This window comes from Brenneria izbisi (assembly GCF_025840185.1).
In the GTDB taxonomy this organism is placed as follows: domain Bacteria; phylum Pseudomonadota; class Gammaproteobacteria; order Enterobacterales; family Enterobacteriaceae; genus Brenneria; species Brenneria izbisi.
In genome coordinates, this window is the sequence record NZ_JAMPJU010000004.1 from 241,638 (window position 1) to 256,090 (window position 14,453).

Below are 14,453 nucleotides of genomic sequence, written 5' to 3' on the forward strand. Positions count from 1 at the left end.
TTCTCTGTGGTTTTATCCTTGTCATTCTTATCGCGATTATCCTATTTTTACGGCACTTTCCGTTGATCTCACACTCAAATTCCCATTCTGTTAAGGTGAGCCGTTCAATCTTGAGGAGTACATGTCATGAATTTTCGCCCGCTATTGCTGGTGTTGCCGCTGTTGCTGACCGGATGCGGCACATTATCCAATTTCTCCTGGTCCAGTCTGTCGCCGTTTAACTGGTTCGGCGGCGCGTTGCAGGTATCCGATACTGGCGTCGGCGGTATCAATGCCGGGACGCCGCTGGCGGAAAGCGCGTTGCAAAGCGCGCTGAATGGCGATTATCAACTGCGCAGCGGTATGGGGATGTCTAACGGTCAACTGATTGCCTTTTATCAGGCGCTGGATGGCGAAAACGTGAAGCTGGTGATTAGCGGCCAGCCTAAAGGCAGCGTTAAGAAAGTCGAGGTGATGGACGCGGCGATCGACAGCGTATGGGGCGTGAAGATTGGGGATGCTTTCAGCGACGCCTACAGCAAAGCATTTGACGCCTGCCAGTTGGGACAAGGGGAGGATGCGCAAAGCGTGGAATGCGCCGCACCGCAGAGTAAATACGTCAGCTACCTGTATTCCGGCAAATGGAGTGGACCGGAAGGTTTAATGCCCTCTGACGATATTCTCAAAACATGGCGGGTAAGCAAAATCGTCTGGCATGCGCAGGCCAGAAATTAATTTTGTTCTCAGGCAAAGTAAAAATCCGATTGCTTCCGGTATGATAACCGCACTGCGTCTGCATTTGTGCCACAGTGACCGCATGAAAAATAACAACAAGAGAAGCATTCGATATATTGAGGGAGCAGAAATGACACTAGTTCAAAGCGGCATTTTGCCGGAGCACCGCCGTTTTGCCATTTTTATGGAAACTATGGTGCAAGGGGAGTTTGACGCCATTCGGCAAGGATGCAAAAAGTTTTGTCAGGCGTTGTCAGATCTGCAACAACAGTTTCCTGATGCGGGATTAGGGGGCGTGTTGGCGTTTGGCAACGATATCTGGCGCGAACTGGATTGCCAAAACAGCGCATCCGAGCTTAAGCCTTTCACCCCATTGGGTAAGGGATTGGCGCCGGCAACCCAGCGCGATTTGCTGATTCATATCCAGTCACAGCGCCATGACGTCAATTTCAGTCTGGCGCAGTCCGCGCTGGCAGCGTTTGGCAATGCCATTCGTGTCGAAGAGGAAACGCATGGTTTTCGCGCAGTGGAAGATCGTGATTTGAGCGGCTTTGTCGATGGTACGGAAAACCCGCAGGGTGAGGCGCGTCAGGCGGTGGCGATTATTCCTGCGGATCAGCCCGATGCCGGCGGCAGCTATGTCTTTGTACAACGCTGGGAACATAATCTGAAACAGTTACAACGGATTAGCGTTGAGCAGCAGGAACAGATGATTGGCCGGACGAAACAGAATAATGAAGAGATTGACGCCGCTCAGCGTCCTGTCACTTCACATCTCAGCCGGGTCGATTTGAAAGAAGACGGGAAAGGGCTGAAAATCCTGCGTCAAAGCCTGCCTTATGGCACCGCCAGCGGTAAACATGGGTTGTACTTCATTGCTTACTGCGCGCGCTTGCACAACATTGAGCAGCAATTGCTGAGTATGTTTGGCGAGCGGGATGGCAAGCGTGACGATATGCTGCGTTTTACCCGCGCCGTGAGCGGCAGCTATTTCTTTGCGCCTTCCCTGAGCCGTCTGCTGACGTTGTAATTCATGCTGTGTTTTCCTGATGCCTGTTCCGCAGGCATCGGACGTTTTGCAGGAATCCATTCGTGACCACGCTTGAGCATTATATTGGTAATACCCCGCTGGTGAAGTTGCAGCGTTTGACGCAGGGGTTGGACAGTGAAATCTGGCTAAAGCTGGAAGGTAATAACCCGGCGGGATCGGTTAAGGATCGCGCGGTGCTTGCCATGATCGAACAGGCGGAAAAACGCGGCGAGATTAAGCCTGGCGATCGGCTGATTGAAGCGACGAGCGGCAATACCGGTATCGCGTTGGCGATGATTGCGGCGGTAAAAGGTTATCGCCTGCGTTTACTGATGCCGGAAAATATGAGCTATGAACGTCAGGCCGCGATGCGCGCTTATGGCGCGCAACTGGTGCTGGTAAGCCGACAGGCGGGGATGGAAGGGGCGCGTGATTTGGCTGGGAAAATGGTGCGCTCAGGGGAAGGCAAAACCCTCGATCAGTTTAATAATCAGGACAATGCGCTGGCGCACTTTCTCACCACCGGCCCGGAAATTTGGCAACAGACCGCGGGTAAGCTGACGCATTTTGTCTCTAGTATGGGCACCACCGGCACGATTTCCGGCGTCAGCCGCTATCTGAAGCAGCAAAATCAGGCAATTTGCACCGTTGGGCTGCAACCTGCGCCGGGGAGCCATATCCCCGGCATCCGCCGCTGGGCGGCAGGCTATCTGCCAGGGATTTTCCGCGCCGATCTTGTCGATCGCATCATGGATATTTCACAGTCGCAGGCGGAAAACACGCTGCGTCAGCTTGCCCGACAGGAAGGTATTTTCTGCGGCGTCAGTACGGGCGGGGCTGTATTCGGCGCATTATGTCTGGCGGCGGAATATCCCGGCAGTATGATCGTGGCAATCGCCTGTGATCGCGGCGATCGTTATTTATCCACCGGTGTTTTTGACTAAACCGCCTGTGCCCCTGAAGCGTGTTGTCGCGGCATTCAGGGACGATAGACGGTTATTCCCGTTCCAGCGCGTGAATGGGCTCCATGCGTGCGGCGTGACGGGCGGGAAAGAAGCCAAAGATAACGCCAATCAGACTGGAACACAGGAAAGCGGCAACAATGGATGAACTGGAATAGACCATTGAGAAGCTACTGCTGAATTGACCGAATATCACGCCGATAGCCAGAGAAAGCGCTACCCCCAATACGCCGCCAAACAGACAAACCAGTACGGCTTCGATAAGAAACTGCTGCATGATATCGCTGGTGCGGGCGCCGACCGCCATACGTACCCCGATTTCCCTGGTGCGTTCAGTGACCGAAACCAGCATGATGTTCATTACGCCAATCCCGCCAACAAGCAGGGAAATCAACGCGATCATGGAAATAAGCAACGTCAAGGTGGTGGTGGTTTTCTCAATCATCTGACGAATGCTGTCGGTATTCATGACAAAGAAATCTTTTGTGCCGTGCCGTTGCGTCAGCAGTTGGGTAATGCCTTGTTCCGCCACGCTCATATCGATATTGTCTTTAACCCGAATGGTAATGCTCTTGAGGTAGGATTGTCCGACCATACGTTTCATTACGGTGGTATAAGGCACCCAGACATTCAAATTTTCATCACTGCCGAATCCGCTCTGACTCTTACTGACTACACCGATAATCCGGCAGGGAAGCGATCCCAGTAAAATGATCTTGCCAATGGGATCCTCGCCATGCGGAAAAAGTTTATTGCGGGTATTTTCATCAATCACGGCATCCTGTGTCAGATTGTCAATGCTGCTGAGAGGAAATGTGATGCCGCGGCTGACCGTATAACCCCGCACGGTAAAGAACTGCTCGCCTACGCCGGAAACACTCGCTGTTAACGCATTATTGCCGTAACGGAGCGTAACGCTGGTTGAAATGGATGGCGTGACGCTGTGGACATAAGGCTGTTGCGACAAAGGTAAAATATCGCTGGCGCGCAAGGTTTGAATGGCGCTGGCGTTGATATCGCCAAAATCCTTGCCGGGGAAAATTTCCAACGTACTGGTGCCCATCGCGTTGATATCGGCGAGCACCCGTTCCTGAGAGCCTTTGCCTAGCGCGACGACTGAGACGACCGAGGCGATGCCAATGATGATGCCCAGCATGGTCAGAAAGGTTCGCATCCGTTGGGCGTTCATGGCCAGCAATGCCATTTTGAAGGCATCGAAGAAGCGATCCTTAAGTTGATTCAGCGCGGAAGTGGCGGGCTGCGTGGCGGCCTCCTGTAATGGAGGCGGGGGCATCGCGGGTTTTGTCTGGCGATCGGCGATAATCTCCCCGTCGCGCAGTTCAATGATCCGCTGAGCGTGCTCGGCAATTTGCATGTCGTGGGTGACGATAATGACCGTATTGCCTTGCGCATGTAGATCGCCCAGTATGTTGAGCACGTCATTGCCGCTTTGTGTATCCAGTGCGCCGGTTGGTTCATCCGCCAAAATGACGCCGCCGCCATTCATCAATGCCCGCGCGATACTGACTCGTTGTTGTTGACCGCCCGACAACTGGTTTGGGCGGTAATTCAGGCGATGTTCCAGCCCCAGACGAACCAGTAATTCCGCGGCTCGTTGACGGCGCGCCCCACGATCTTTGCCGGCATAAATCGCCGGTACTTCGACATTGCCTTGTGCGCTCAGATCGCTCAGCAAGTGATAGCGCTGAAAAATAAAACCGAAATGTTCACGGCGCAGTTCAGCCAGTTGATCATTATTCAGTTGCGCCACCGGGCGTCCGGCGACCCGGTAATCACCTGCCGACGCTTTATCCAGACATCCCAGAATGTTCATCAGCGTGGATTTCCCCGAACCTGATGCGCCGACGATCGCGACCATTTCCCCTTGATTGATCGTCAGGTTGATGTTTTTCAATACAGTGACGTCTTGTTCGCCGCTGGCGAAGCGCCGGGCGATATCGGTCAACTGGAGTAATGGCGTAGACATGCGTTACATCCCCATTGGCGGACCGGAGCGGGTCGCTGTCGTCGTTGACGGCTGGCCGATAACCACCTGTTCGCCTGCGGCGAGGCCGGACAGAATCTGGGTTCGGACATTATCGTTCAGCCCGATGCTCACCGTCCGGCGTTCAATCTTTTTATTGGCGTCAACCACCTGTACATACCACTTGCCATCACGCGTGCTCAGCGCGGTAGCGGGTACGACAACGGCGTTTTTAACCGACGACAGCAGAATGTAAACCTGAGCCGTCATGGAAATGCGTAATACGTTGTCTGTGTTTTGCACATCGAACAGACCGTTGTAGTAGATTGCGCTGCTGGAGGATGTTGTGCTGCTGGTACTTGATGAGGTCGTGGTGGTGTCATCATCAATAGCGTCGGGGGCCGGTTCAATTGAACTGAGCTTCGCCTCATAGCGTTTGCTTGGTTCACCCAGAATACTGAACCAGACCGGCATACCGGTTTTGACTTTAACGATATCGGCTTCTGAAATTTGCGCTTTGATGGTCATGGTGTTCAGATTGGCGACTTTGGCGATAGTGGGCGTACTTTGCGTCGCGTTGACGGTCTGTCCTTCTTCCACCGGAATGGAAACCACCGTACCGTCGATCGGAGAAAGGATCTTGGTATAACCCAGATTGACTTTGGCGGTGTTGACGGCGATCTGTGCCTGAACGATCTGGGCGTCCAGCGCGTCGATATTGGCTTTGGTGGCGTCCAGCGTCGCCTTCGCGCTGTCGTAATCGGCCTGTGCGCCAACGCCGCGCTTCATCAGCATTTGCTGACGCTGCCAACTTAATGTGTCATTGCGTAATTCCGCTTGTTTGGCCGCACGTTGCGCCTGCACATTTTTTAGCGCGGCTTCGCTGTTTTTCAGCGCATCCTGTTGGGTCAGATCGTCAATCTCCGCAATCAACTGCCCTTTTGTCACTTTATCTCCCAACGCGACATGCAGCGCTTTAATCTGCCCTGATGCCTGCGCGCCGACGCTGACCTGTTTTTGTGCTTCGATCTCGCCGTCTGCCAGTACCGTTTGCTCAAGATCAGCTATTTCCGCCGTCGCGGTGATAAGGTCTGGCGCAGGAGAGGATTTGGTTAAAAACAGGTAAATAAGTGCAACGATGAGCACGGCGCCAATCGTTATCGCAGTACGACGAAAGACTAAAAATCGTGATTGCATCCAGGTAATTTGTCCTTAATGACGATATCGGAACTCAAGTAACTATCAAAGGGGCTAATCTACTCTGAGTAGGTGCAAGTATCGGTAATTTTTTTTTCAAAAAATGGTAAGGATTCAGTAAATCCGGCTGCGAAGATTGATTGCAGGCCTGAGAATACACGATACATCTGAGAATGGGGACGGGATATGAAAATCTTACTGGTCGATGATGACGTAGAACTCGGCAATATGCTGGGAGAATACCTGAACGCAGAGGGGTTCGCGACATCAAGGGTGGTGACTGGCAAACAAGGGATTGATGGCGCGATGTCGGGCGAATACACCGCGATGATTCTCGATGTCATGCTGCCGGACATGAGCGGTATTGATGTGCTGCGGCAGATAAGGAAAAGCCAGCATTTGCCGGTCATTATGCTGACGGCAAAAGGCGACAATATCGATCGCGTGATCGGGTTGGAAATGGGCGCGGATGATTACATGCCAAAACCCTGCTATCCGCGCGAACTGGTGGCCCGGCTGCGGGCGGTGTTGCGTCGTTATGACGATCAGCCAAGCAGCAAGGTGGATGAAAGTCTGGCGATGTCCGGTGATCTGGTGCTCAACCCGGCGACGCGGACCAGCGAATGGCGGGGAAAGTCTTTTGATTTGACGGCCTCTGAATTCAATTTGCTGGAGTTGCTGCTACGTTCACCTGATCGAGTGGTGTCAAAAGATGAACTATCCGAAAAATGTTTGGGTCGTCGGCGTGAAGCTTATGATCGCAGCGTGGATGTGCATATCAGCAATATTCGTCAGAAACTCAGTGCGCTCGAGGGCAATAATATGACCATTGAAACTGTGCGCAGTGTGGGATACCGGATCCGTTGACCATGATACGCGGGCGGCTTTTCTGGAAAATACTGCTGGGGTTCTGGCTGACGTTTATTATCATCTCACAATTGCTGTGGTTGACATTTTCCTTCTATGGCGACCGCCATCGACCGCTGGAGGAAGTGGCGGTGATGCGTATTGCCAGTATGCAGACCGAGATGATGGCGACGGCATTGCGGCAGGGCGGGTTATCTGAGGTGAGCGAAGTGATGCTATTGTTGCCTGAACGTGAGCGGCACTATATTTCGGTCACCCTGTCGCCACTACCTGCGGTGGAAACCGCGCCGTCCCGCGAATTTTTGCGGCGGAATGGCCGTGGCGATGCGGATGTTAAGGAGATGATTGAGCGATTGCGTGGGCCGGACGGTGAGTGGTATCAAATTCGTTATGACGTGGAGCGGTTACGCCGTGAACTCCGTCCGCCGCCGCCGATGGCGTTTCTGAATGTTCCCGCGCCGCTGGTTTGGATCGCGGGCGTCGGCGGGCTGCTTTTCAGTTGGTTGCTGGCCTGGAATCTGGCGCGGCCATTGAGCCAACTGCGCGCCGGTTTCGGGCGGGTGGCGCAAGGCGATCTGGCTGTGCGGTTATTTCCGTTGATGCGCCGACGGCATGATGAGCTTAGTGCGGTCGCACGCGATTTTGATGCGATGGTCGAGCGCCTGGATGTTCTGGTCAGCACGCGCGAACAACTACTCCATGATGTATCGCATGAACTGCGTTCGCCGTTGGCTCGTCTGCAATTGGCGATTGGGCTGTCGCGTCAAAATACGGATAACGCGGAGAACTCGCTGCTGCGTATAGAGCGGGAGGCGGCGCGGATGGATAAAATGATCGGTGAACTGCTGACGTTATCGCGCACGCAAAACACCGGCGTCGAAGAAGCGTATTTTGATCTGCTTGGGCTGGTTGGCGCGGTGGTGAACGATGCCCGTTATGAGGCGCAGGTGCCTGGCGTGGAAATCCTGTTGCAGGCCGATGAGAATGAAGATTATACGGTTAAGGGCAATGCGGAACTGATGCGTCGCGCCATCGACAATGTTGTGCGCAATGCGCTGCGTTTTTCCGAACCGGCCCGGCAAGTGCGTGTGGTGTTGGAAGGTGATGAGAATCAATGGACGATCCGGGTATCCGATCAAGGGCCTGGCGTTGAGAAAAGTAAATTATCCAGTATTTTCGACCCCTTTATCCGCATCGAATCACCGGTTTCCGGGAAAGGATATGGCTTGGGACTGGCGATTGCCCGCAAGGTGGTGCTGGCGCATGGCGGCAGTATTGACGCTGAAAACGGCGAACAGGGCGGATTGACGATCCGTCTGTGTGTGCCGCGCTTCCGGCCACTTTGATTCACCGTTAAGTGACATAAACGAAAAACGGCGTCCGATCAGATCGGCGCCGTTTTTTGAGCTATTAATAATGATTAATAACGATATTTATTTCTTGATACGGATGATCGGTGTTTCGCCAACCACAACGGTGCCGCTCAGCTTAACCAATTCTTTGATTTCATCCATATTGGAGATGACGACAGGGGTCAGGGTCGACTTGGCTTTCTCTTCCAGCAGCGCCAGATCGAATTCGATGATGAGATCGCCTTTCTTCACCCGCTGGCCCTCTTCAGCAATGCGTTTGAAACCTTCGCCTTTCAATTCTACGGTATCAATACCAAAGTGAACGAATAATTCAATGCCATTGTCTGATTCGATGGAAAAAGCATGGTTGGTTTCAAAAATCTTGCCGATAGTGCCGTCTACTGGCGCTACAATCTTGTTGCCGGTCGGCTTAATCGCGATACCGTCACCCACGATTTTTTCAGCAAATACGACATCTGGAACATCTTCAATACTGACGATTTCGCCAGACAGCGGCGCAATGATTTCGATGCTGCCGGTGTCTTTCTTGTCATCAGAAACCAGAGATTTCAATTTATCGAACAAACCCATGATCTTTCTCCTAAGCATTAATATCGGGCCTGTATCTACCCGTCATTTTTCAAGTTGCCGCGACATTGGCATCCCTTAATTCCCCGGAACGGGATTGAGCTTCCGGGGCGGCGTTCGCTCGCCGCTTGTCTGCGCCCTGAAATCTGTCGGGTAGCGCGGAATCAGCAGAGCGTTTTTTCTTTAATGAATCGGCTCACCAGGTTGCTTAACCCTTCAGCTGTCGGTTCGGAGAGTGCCTGTTCCGCCAGCGCCTTCGCATCTTCGTAATTTGCATTACGGATAATTTTTTTGATGCTTGGGATAGAGATTGCACTCATGCTGAATTCGTCCAGACCCATTCCCAATAACAGTAGTGTAGCACGTTCGTCACCAGCGAGCTCACCACACATCCCTGTCCATTTACCTTCGGCATGGGATGCGTCGATAACCTGTTTGATCAGGGTCAGGACTGCTGGGGCCATCGGGTTATAGAGATGAGAAATCAACTCATTACCACGATCAACCGCCAGAGTATACTGGGTTAAGTCGTTTGTCCCAATACTAAAGAAGTCGACTTCTTTCGCCAGATGATGGGCAATCGCTGCGGCGGCAGGTGTTTCAACCATCACACCGACTTCAATGGACTCATCAAAGGCTTTATCTTCTTCTCTCAACTGCGCTTTCAACATTTCCAGTTCGGCTTTCAACTCACGAACTTCTTCGACGGAAATGATCATCGGGAACATGATGCGCAACTTGCCAAAGCTGGAGGCGCGCAGAATGGCGCGCAACTGGGCATGCAGGATCTCTTTGCGATCCAGACAAATACGGATGGCGCGCCAGCCAAGAAACGGGTTCTCTTCCTTCGGCAGATTCATGTATGGCAGATCTTTATCTCCACCGATATCCATGGTGCGAACGATCACCGCCTGAGCGCCAATGGCCTCAGCGACGGCTTTGTATGCCTGGAATTGCTCTTCCTCGGTAGGCAGCGAGTCGCGGTCCATAAACAGGAACTCGGTACGGTACAGGCCTACGCCTTCCGCGCCGTTACGTTCGGCGCCGGCAACGTCGCGTACCGTGCCGATGTTAGCGCATACCTCAACCTGATGACCATCCAGCGTGACCGCTGGCAAATCTTTCAGTTTGGCCAGTTCATGTTTTTCAGAAAGATATTGCTGTTGAACAGCCTTGAGCTCTTCAATGATCGCAGTCGTCGGGTTCTGGTAAATTTTGTTGTTAACCGCGTCCAGAATCAGGTAATCGCCGTTTTTAACCTGTTTGGTGACATCGGTTGTACCTACGATAGCGGGTAGTTCCAGCGAACGGGCCATGATGGAGGTATGGGAAGTACGGCCACCGAAATCGGTGATAAAGCCCAGCACCTTGTCCAGATTCAACTGTGCGGTTTCAGAGGGCGTCAGGTCGGTTGCGACCAGAATGACTTCCTCCTGAATGCCGCTCAAATCGACAATAGGCATATTCAGAATGTTTTTCAGCAAGCGCTTGCCGATATCGCGCATGTCCGCCGCACGTTCTTTCAGATATTCATCGTCCAGTTCTTCCAGTGCTTTTGCCTGATTTTCAATAACTGAATAGGCGGCAGCATCAGCAGAAGCGTGTTCATCTTTAATCAGGGCTATGATTTCCTGCTCGAACTCTTCATCTTCCAGCAGCATGATGTGACCTTCGAAGATGGCTTCTTTTTCTGCGCCCAGAGTTTCGCCAGCCTTGGTTTTAATCACTTCCAATTGCTCGGAGGCTTTGGCCCGCCCCGTCAGAAAACGTTCAACTTCCTGTTCTACCTGATCCGCGGAGATTTTTTTCCGGTTGATGATTATTTCATCTTCTTTAAGTAATAATGCCTTACCAAAAGCAATGCCCGGTGATACTAATATGCCTGAAATCATAACCCTACCTTACTCAATTCTGATGCTCACTAAAAAAGCTCGCCTGTCTGTTACTCAAGCTCTGCCATCAGTTTAACCAGATGTTCCACGGCTTTTTGCTCATCTTCGCCTTCTGCGGCGATGGTCACGACCGTTCCTTGCGTCAAACCGAGGGTTTGCAACTTGAACAGGCTCTTGGCGCTGGCGCTTTTACCATTGGAGGTAACGGTGATTTCTGAAGCAAAGCCTTTGGCTTCTTTGACAAACTGGGCGGCAGGACGGGTGTGCAGGCCATTAGGCGCGGTAATAGTCACTTCTTGCTGGAACATTCTGTTTTCCCCAACTTATGGATTAGATTAATGTTGTGGAACTAAAGTCTAGTGTATTCACTGAACTTTAGCCTGTTTGGTTAGCACCTGCGTTCATGTTACAGGGGCAGGCCGGGATGCGGCAAGGAAACAACGAAACCTGTTTCCAGAATAAAATACCATCAAACATCACGATGTTCCTGCATCATTATTTGAATCCGGCTCGAAAAACGATGATTGATTGATCGTGCGTCGGTTTCCATTGAACGATAAAGCGTGATCGCTGGCGGATATTAATTTCGCGCATCAAAATAATTGTCCGGTTAAATACTAAACCTACTTCAGAAAAGCAATCTATCTCTAGTGGAAAGTTTGAACTAAACCACAAAAAAGCACCTGAACAGGTGCTTTTTTTACAATTTAGTAACTTTTTATACCGCTAACAGGAAAGATTACTGTTGTAACTCCTGCTCGGTAAAGAGGTCGGCGAACAAGGCGGTGCTCAGATAACGTTCGCCGGAAGAGGGTAGGATGACGACGATGGTTTTGTCTTCGAATGCTTGTTCTTTCAGAAGATTAAGCGCGGCAGCTACCGCGGCGCCAGAAGAAATTCCTGCCAGAATGCCTTCTTCCTCCATCAGACGACGCGCCGTGCTGATGGCATCTTCGTTGGTGATCTTCTCGACGCGGTCGATCAGCTTGAGATCCAGGTTATCCGGGATGAAGCCGGCGCCGATGCCCTGAATTTTGTGCGGACCAGGTTTCAGTTCTTCGCCTGCCAGCGCCTGGCTGATAACCGGAGAGTCGGCAGGCTCCACCGCAACGCTGGTGATCGCTTTGCCTCTGGTGTTTTTAATATAACGGCTGACGCCGGTTAGCGTACCGCCCGTGCCTACGCCGGCAATGAACACGTCAATGGCGCCGTCAGTATCATCCCAGATTTCCGGGCCGGTGGTTTTTTCGTGGATTTCCGGGTTGGCGGGGTTGCTGAACTGTTGCAGAAGCAGGAAACGATCAGGAGCGCTGGCAACAATTTCTTCCGCTTTGGCGATGGCTCCTTTCATGCCTTTCGCCCCTTCGGTGAGAACCAGCTTCGCACCCAGCGCCTTGAGCAGCTTACGGCGTTCGATACTCATGGTTTCCGGCATAGTCAGCGTCAATTTATATCCGCGGGCGGCGGCGACATAGGCCAACGCGATACCGGTGTTGCCGCTGGTGGGTTCAACCAGTTCAACACCCGGTTTTAACACGCCGCGTTTTTCCGCATCCCAAATCAGATTGGAACCGATACGGCATTTGACGCTAAAACTAGGGTTGCGAGACTCTATCTTAACCAGAATGCGTCCGTTGCCGATACGGTTCAGACGAACCAGCGGCGTATGGCCGATTGTAAAAGAATTGTCTTCATAGATCTTGCTCATAGCCTGTCCTTATAACTGTATGAAATTTTTGCGAACATACAGAGAATACTCGTTCGCGTCCGACAGTGAAGTAAAGAATTGCTATATCGTTATGTTCTTAAGAAATATCTTTTCATTACAATAGACAGCATGGTTGCTTGTGCGACAACACTCATTCTTGTTTTGATAAAGCCTGCTTTGGCAGCGTCGCCGACAGACTCCGATAGCGGTCTACCCACAATGCTGTCGCGCCGCAAACCGCGATCGGCATAATCACCAGATTGAGAAAAGGAATCAGGGTAAACAGACTAATCAACGCCCCAAACTGCATATTGACGATTTTGTGCTGACGCAATGCCTGTCGCATGGTCGGGAACGCGACCTTGTGGTTATCAAACGGGTAATCGCAGTATTGAATGGCCAGCATCCAGGCGCTGAACAGGAACCAAAGCACTGGCGCCACGGTCTGTCCGATACCGGGAATAAAATATAGCGCGAACAGCACGGCGGCGCGCGGCAGATAATAGGCCAGCTTCTGAACTTCGCGTTTCATGATGCGCGGGACATCTTTGGCGATGCCGAGAATACCGCTGTCCGGCAACGCTTGTCCTGTCAGGCGGGCTTCCAGTTGCTCAGCCAGCAGACCGTTAAACGGCGCGGCGATAAAATTGGCAAGCGTGCTGAACAGATAACTGAAAACCAGCAGGATCGATAATACGGCAAGCGGCCAGATGAGATAGCTGAGCCACTGAAGCCAATTCGGGATATGGGACATCAACTGCGGGATCCAGTCATTGAGGCGGGTGAACAGCCACCAGAATGCGCCGCCCATCAGCACGAAATTCACCAGTAGCGGCAGGATGACGAAACGCCGGATGCCTGGCAGTGAAATCAGACGCCATCCTGCAACAAAATAGTGGATTCCGTTATGCGATTTAGTCCTGGGTTTTGTGTAAGACATGTTGTGATTATTCTCAGCCAGTTGTTTGTTAGAGCATCATATCGGTATGATTTTATGCTGACCAGTCTGCATTTGGATGAAAAAACAGCAAAAAAGTGCGTTGTATCTATCTTTATTGTCATAATGTACCGCACAGACTTGCACTTGTGTACGCAGGCAAATAGAGTTAGGGATATAAGTATTTGCCGTGTCGGCAATGTATTGGAACAACTGGGATAGCAATGATGCAGGACTTGCGTCTGATATTAATCGTCGTTGGCGCGATCGCTATAATAGCGCTTTTACTGCACGGCTTGTGGACCAGCCGTAAGGAGCGCTCGTCCCTTTTTCGTGATCGCCCGGTTAAGCGCTTGAAAAAAGAGCGTGATGAAACCCCGCTTGAGGAACTCGATGAGGGCGTTGGTGAAGTGCGTGTCAGAAGCGCGCGTGCGCAAAATGAGCCTTCTTTCGGGGCTTATGACGCCAAAGAGCCTCCTCGCGCCGAACCTTTGTCTCCGTTTGAGCGTCCAGTTCAGCCGTCGTCCTCTTACGATCCGTTACTGGGGGAAGAGACGTCCGATGCGGCGTCGCCTCCACAAGTTCAACCCGAACCTCAGCCTCGCCCGGTTGCTGCGCGTACCGCGCCATCGCGTGAGCCTTCTGTTTTCGCTGATGATCCGATGCCTGCTGATGAACCTCATTTGCAGCATGAGGAAGCAGCGTCAGCGCCAATCGATGCTTCTTCACCTGTTGAAGATAAAAGCGCTGAGGCGGCGCAGCCAAAAGAAGCGGTTCTGGTTGTGCATGTCGCTGCGCATCATGGTGGTGTTATCGGCGGCGAGTTGCTGCTGCAAAGTGTGTTGCAGGCAGGTTTCCAATTCGGCGAGATGAATATCTTCCATCGTCATGTAAATCCAGCTGGCGCCGGGCCTGTGTTGTTCAGTCTGGCGAATATGGTGAAACCCGGTTCGTTCAACCCGGATGAGATGTCTGAGTTTTCCACGCCGGGGGTGTCCATCTTCATGATGGTGCCGTCTTATGGTGATGCCGGTCAGAACTTTAAACTGATGCTGCAATCTGCTCAGCGTATCGCGGATGATGTCGGCGGCGTGGTATTGGATGATGAACGCCGGATGATGACGCCGCAGAAAGTAGAATCATACAAAGCACGTATCCGCGACGTGCTGAAAGCCAATAACTGATACTGACGTGACGCGATTGCAGCCGAAAGCCTCCAGCC

At 52.1% G+C, this 14,453-nt stretch carries 13 protein-coding genes; 6 read left to right on the forward strand and 7 right to left on the reverse strand.

Going from position 1 to position 14,453, the window contains the following annotated elements; translation table 11 throughout:
* Positions 1-126 precede the first annotated feature (126 nt).
* From NC856_RS07975 to cysM, 3 genes are all read left to right on the forward strand, one after another.
* On the forward strand, positions 127-714 hold the full coding sequence (locus tag NC856_RS07975; protein WP_264089892.1) for an RpoE-regulated lipoprotein: 588 nt from the start codon (positions 127-129) through the stop codon (positions 712-714).
* Positions 715-844: 130 nt separating this feature from the next.
* A complete protein-coding gene (locus NC856_RS07980; protein WP_264089893.1) occupies positions 845-1,744 on the forward strand; it encodes a Dyp-type peroxidase in 900 nt (299 codons plus the stop codon).
* Positions 1,745-1,806: 62 nt separating this feature from the next.
* Positions 1,807-2,688 (forward strand): cysteine synthase CysM, encoded by an 882-nt coding sequence (cysM, locus tag NC856_RS07985; protein WP_264089894.1) that lies wholly within the window; start codon positions 1,807-1,809, stop codon positions 2,686-2,688.
* A 52-nt stretch (positions 2,689-2,740) separates the two neighbouring features.
* On the opposite strand, the gene NC856_RS07990 is transcribed toward cysM, so the two are convergent.
* On the reverse strand, positions 2,741-4,693 hold the full coding sequence (locus NC856_RS07990; protein ID WP_264089895.1) for a MacB family efflux pump subunit: 1,953 nt from the start codon (positions 4,691-4,693) through the stop codon (positions 2,741-2,743).
* A 3-nt stretch (positions 4,694-4,696) separates the two neighbouring features.
* Positions 4,697-5,887, reverse strand: coding sequence for an efflux RND transporter periplasmic adaptor subunit (locus NC856_RS07995; protein ID WP_264089896.1), 1,191 nt, complete (start codon positions 5,885-5,887; stop codon positions 4,697-4,699).
* A gap of 186 nt (positions 5,888-6,073) precedes the next feature.
* Between NC856_RS07995 and NC856_RS08000 the strand changes: the two genes are divergently transcribed.
* Both NC856_RS08000 and NC856_RS08005 read left to right on the forward strand, forming a co-directional pair.
* Entirely contained in the window at positions 6,074-6,754 is a 681-nt protein-coding gene (locus tag NC856_RS08000; protein ID WP_264089897.1) for a response regulator transcription factor, read from the forward strand.
* 2 nt (positions 6,755-6,756) lie between these two features.
* Positions 6,757-8,100, forward strand: a complete 1,344-nt coding sequence (locus NC856_RS08005; RefSeq protein WP_264089898.1) for an ATP-binding protein — start codon at positions 6,757-6,759, stop codon at positions 8,098-8,100.
* A gap of 87 nt (positions 8,101-8,187) precedes the next feature.
* On the opposite strand, the gene crr is transcribed toward NC856_RS08005, so the two are convergent.
* The 5 genes from crr to cysZ form a co-directional block, all read right to left on the reverse strand.
* On the reverse strand, positions 8,188-8,697 hold the full coding sequence (gene crr, locus NC856_RS08010) for a PTS glucose transporter subunit IIA (RefSeq protein WP_264089899.1): 510 nt from the start codon (positions 8,695-8,697) through the stop codon (positions 8,188-8,190).
* 161 nt (positions 8,698-8,858) lie between these two features.
* Positions 8,859-10,586, reverse strand: coding sequence for a phosphoenolpyruvate-protein phosphotransferase PtsI (ptsI, locus tag NC856_RS08015; protein WP_264089900.1), 1,728 nt, complete (start codon positions 10,584-10,586; stop codon positions 8,859-8,861).
* A gap of 50 nt (positions 10,587-10,636) precedes the next feature.
* Positions 10,637-10,894, reverse strand: coding sequence for a phosphocarrier protein Hpr (gene ptsH / locus NC856_RS08020; protein WP_009114311.1), 258 nt, complete (start codon positions 10,892-10,894; stop codon positions 10,637-10,639).
* Positions 10,895-11,325: 431 nt separating this feature from the next.
* Positions 11,326-12,294, reverse strand: coding sequence for a cysteine synthase A (cysK, locus tag NC856_RS08025; protein WP_264089901.1), 969 nt, complete (start codon positions 12,292-12,294; stop codon positions 11,326-11,328).
* Positions 12,295-12,445: 151 nt separating this feature from the next.
* Positions 12,446-13,234, reverse strand: coding sequence for a sulfate transporter CysZ (gene cysZ / locus NC856_RS08030; protein WP_264089902.1), 789 nt, complete (start codon positions 13,232-13,234; stop codon positions 12,446-12,448).
* A gap of 221 nt (positions 13,235-13,455) precedes the next feature.
* Here cysZ and zipA point away from each other — a divergent pair, with 221 nt between their 5' ends.
* The gene (zipA, locus tag NC856_RS08035; protein WP_264089903.1) at positions 13,456-14,415 is read left to right on the forward strand and encodes a cell division protein ZipA; all 960 of its coding nucleotides are present in this window, start codon (positions 13,456-13,458) and stop codon (positions 14,413-14,415) included.
* Positions 14,416-14,453: the final 38 nt, after the last annotated feature.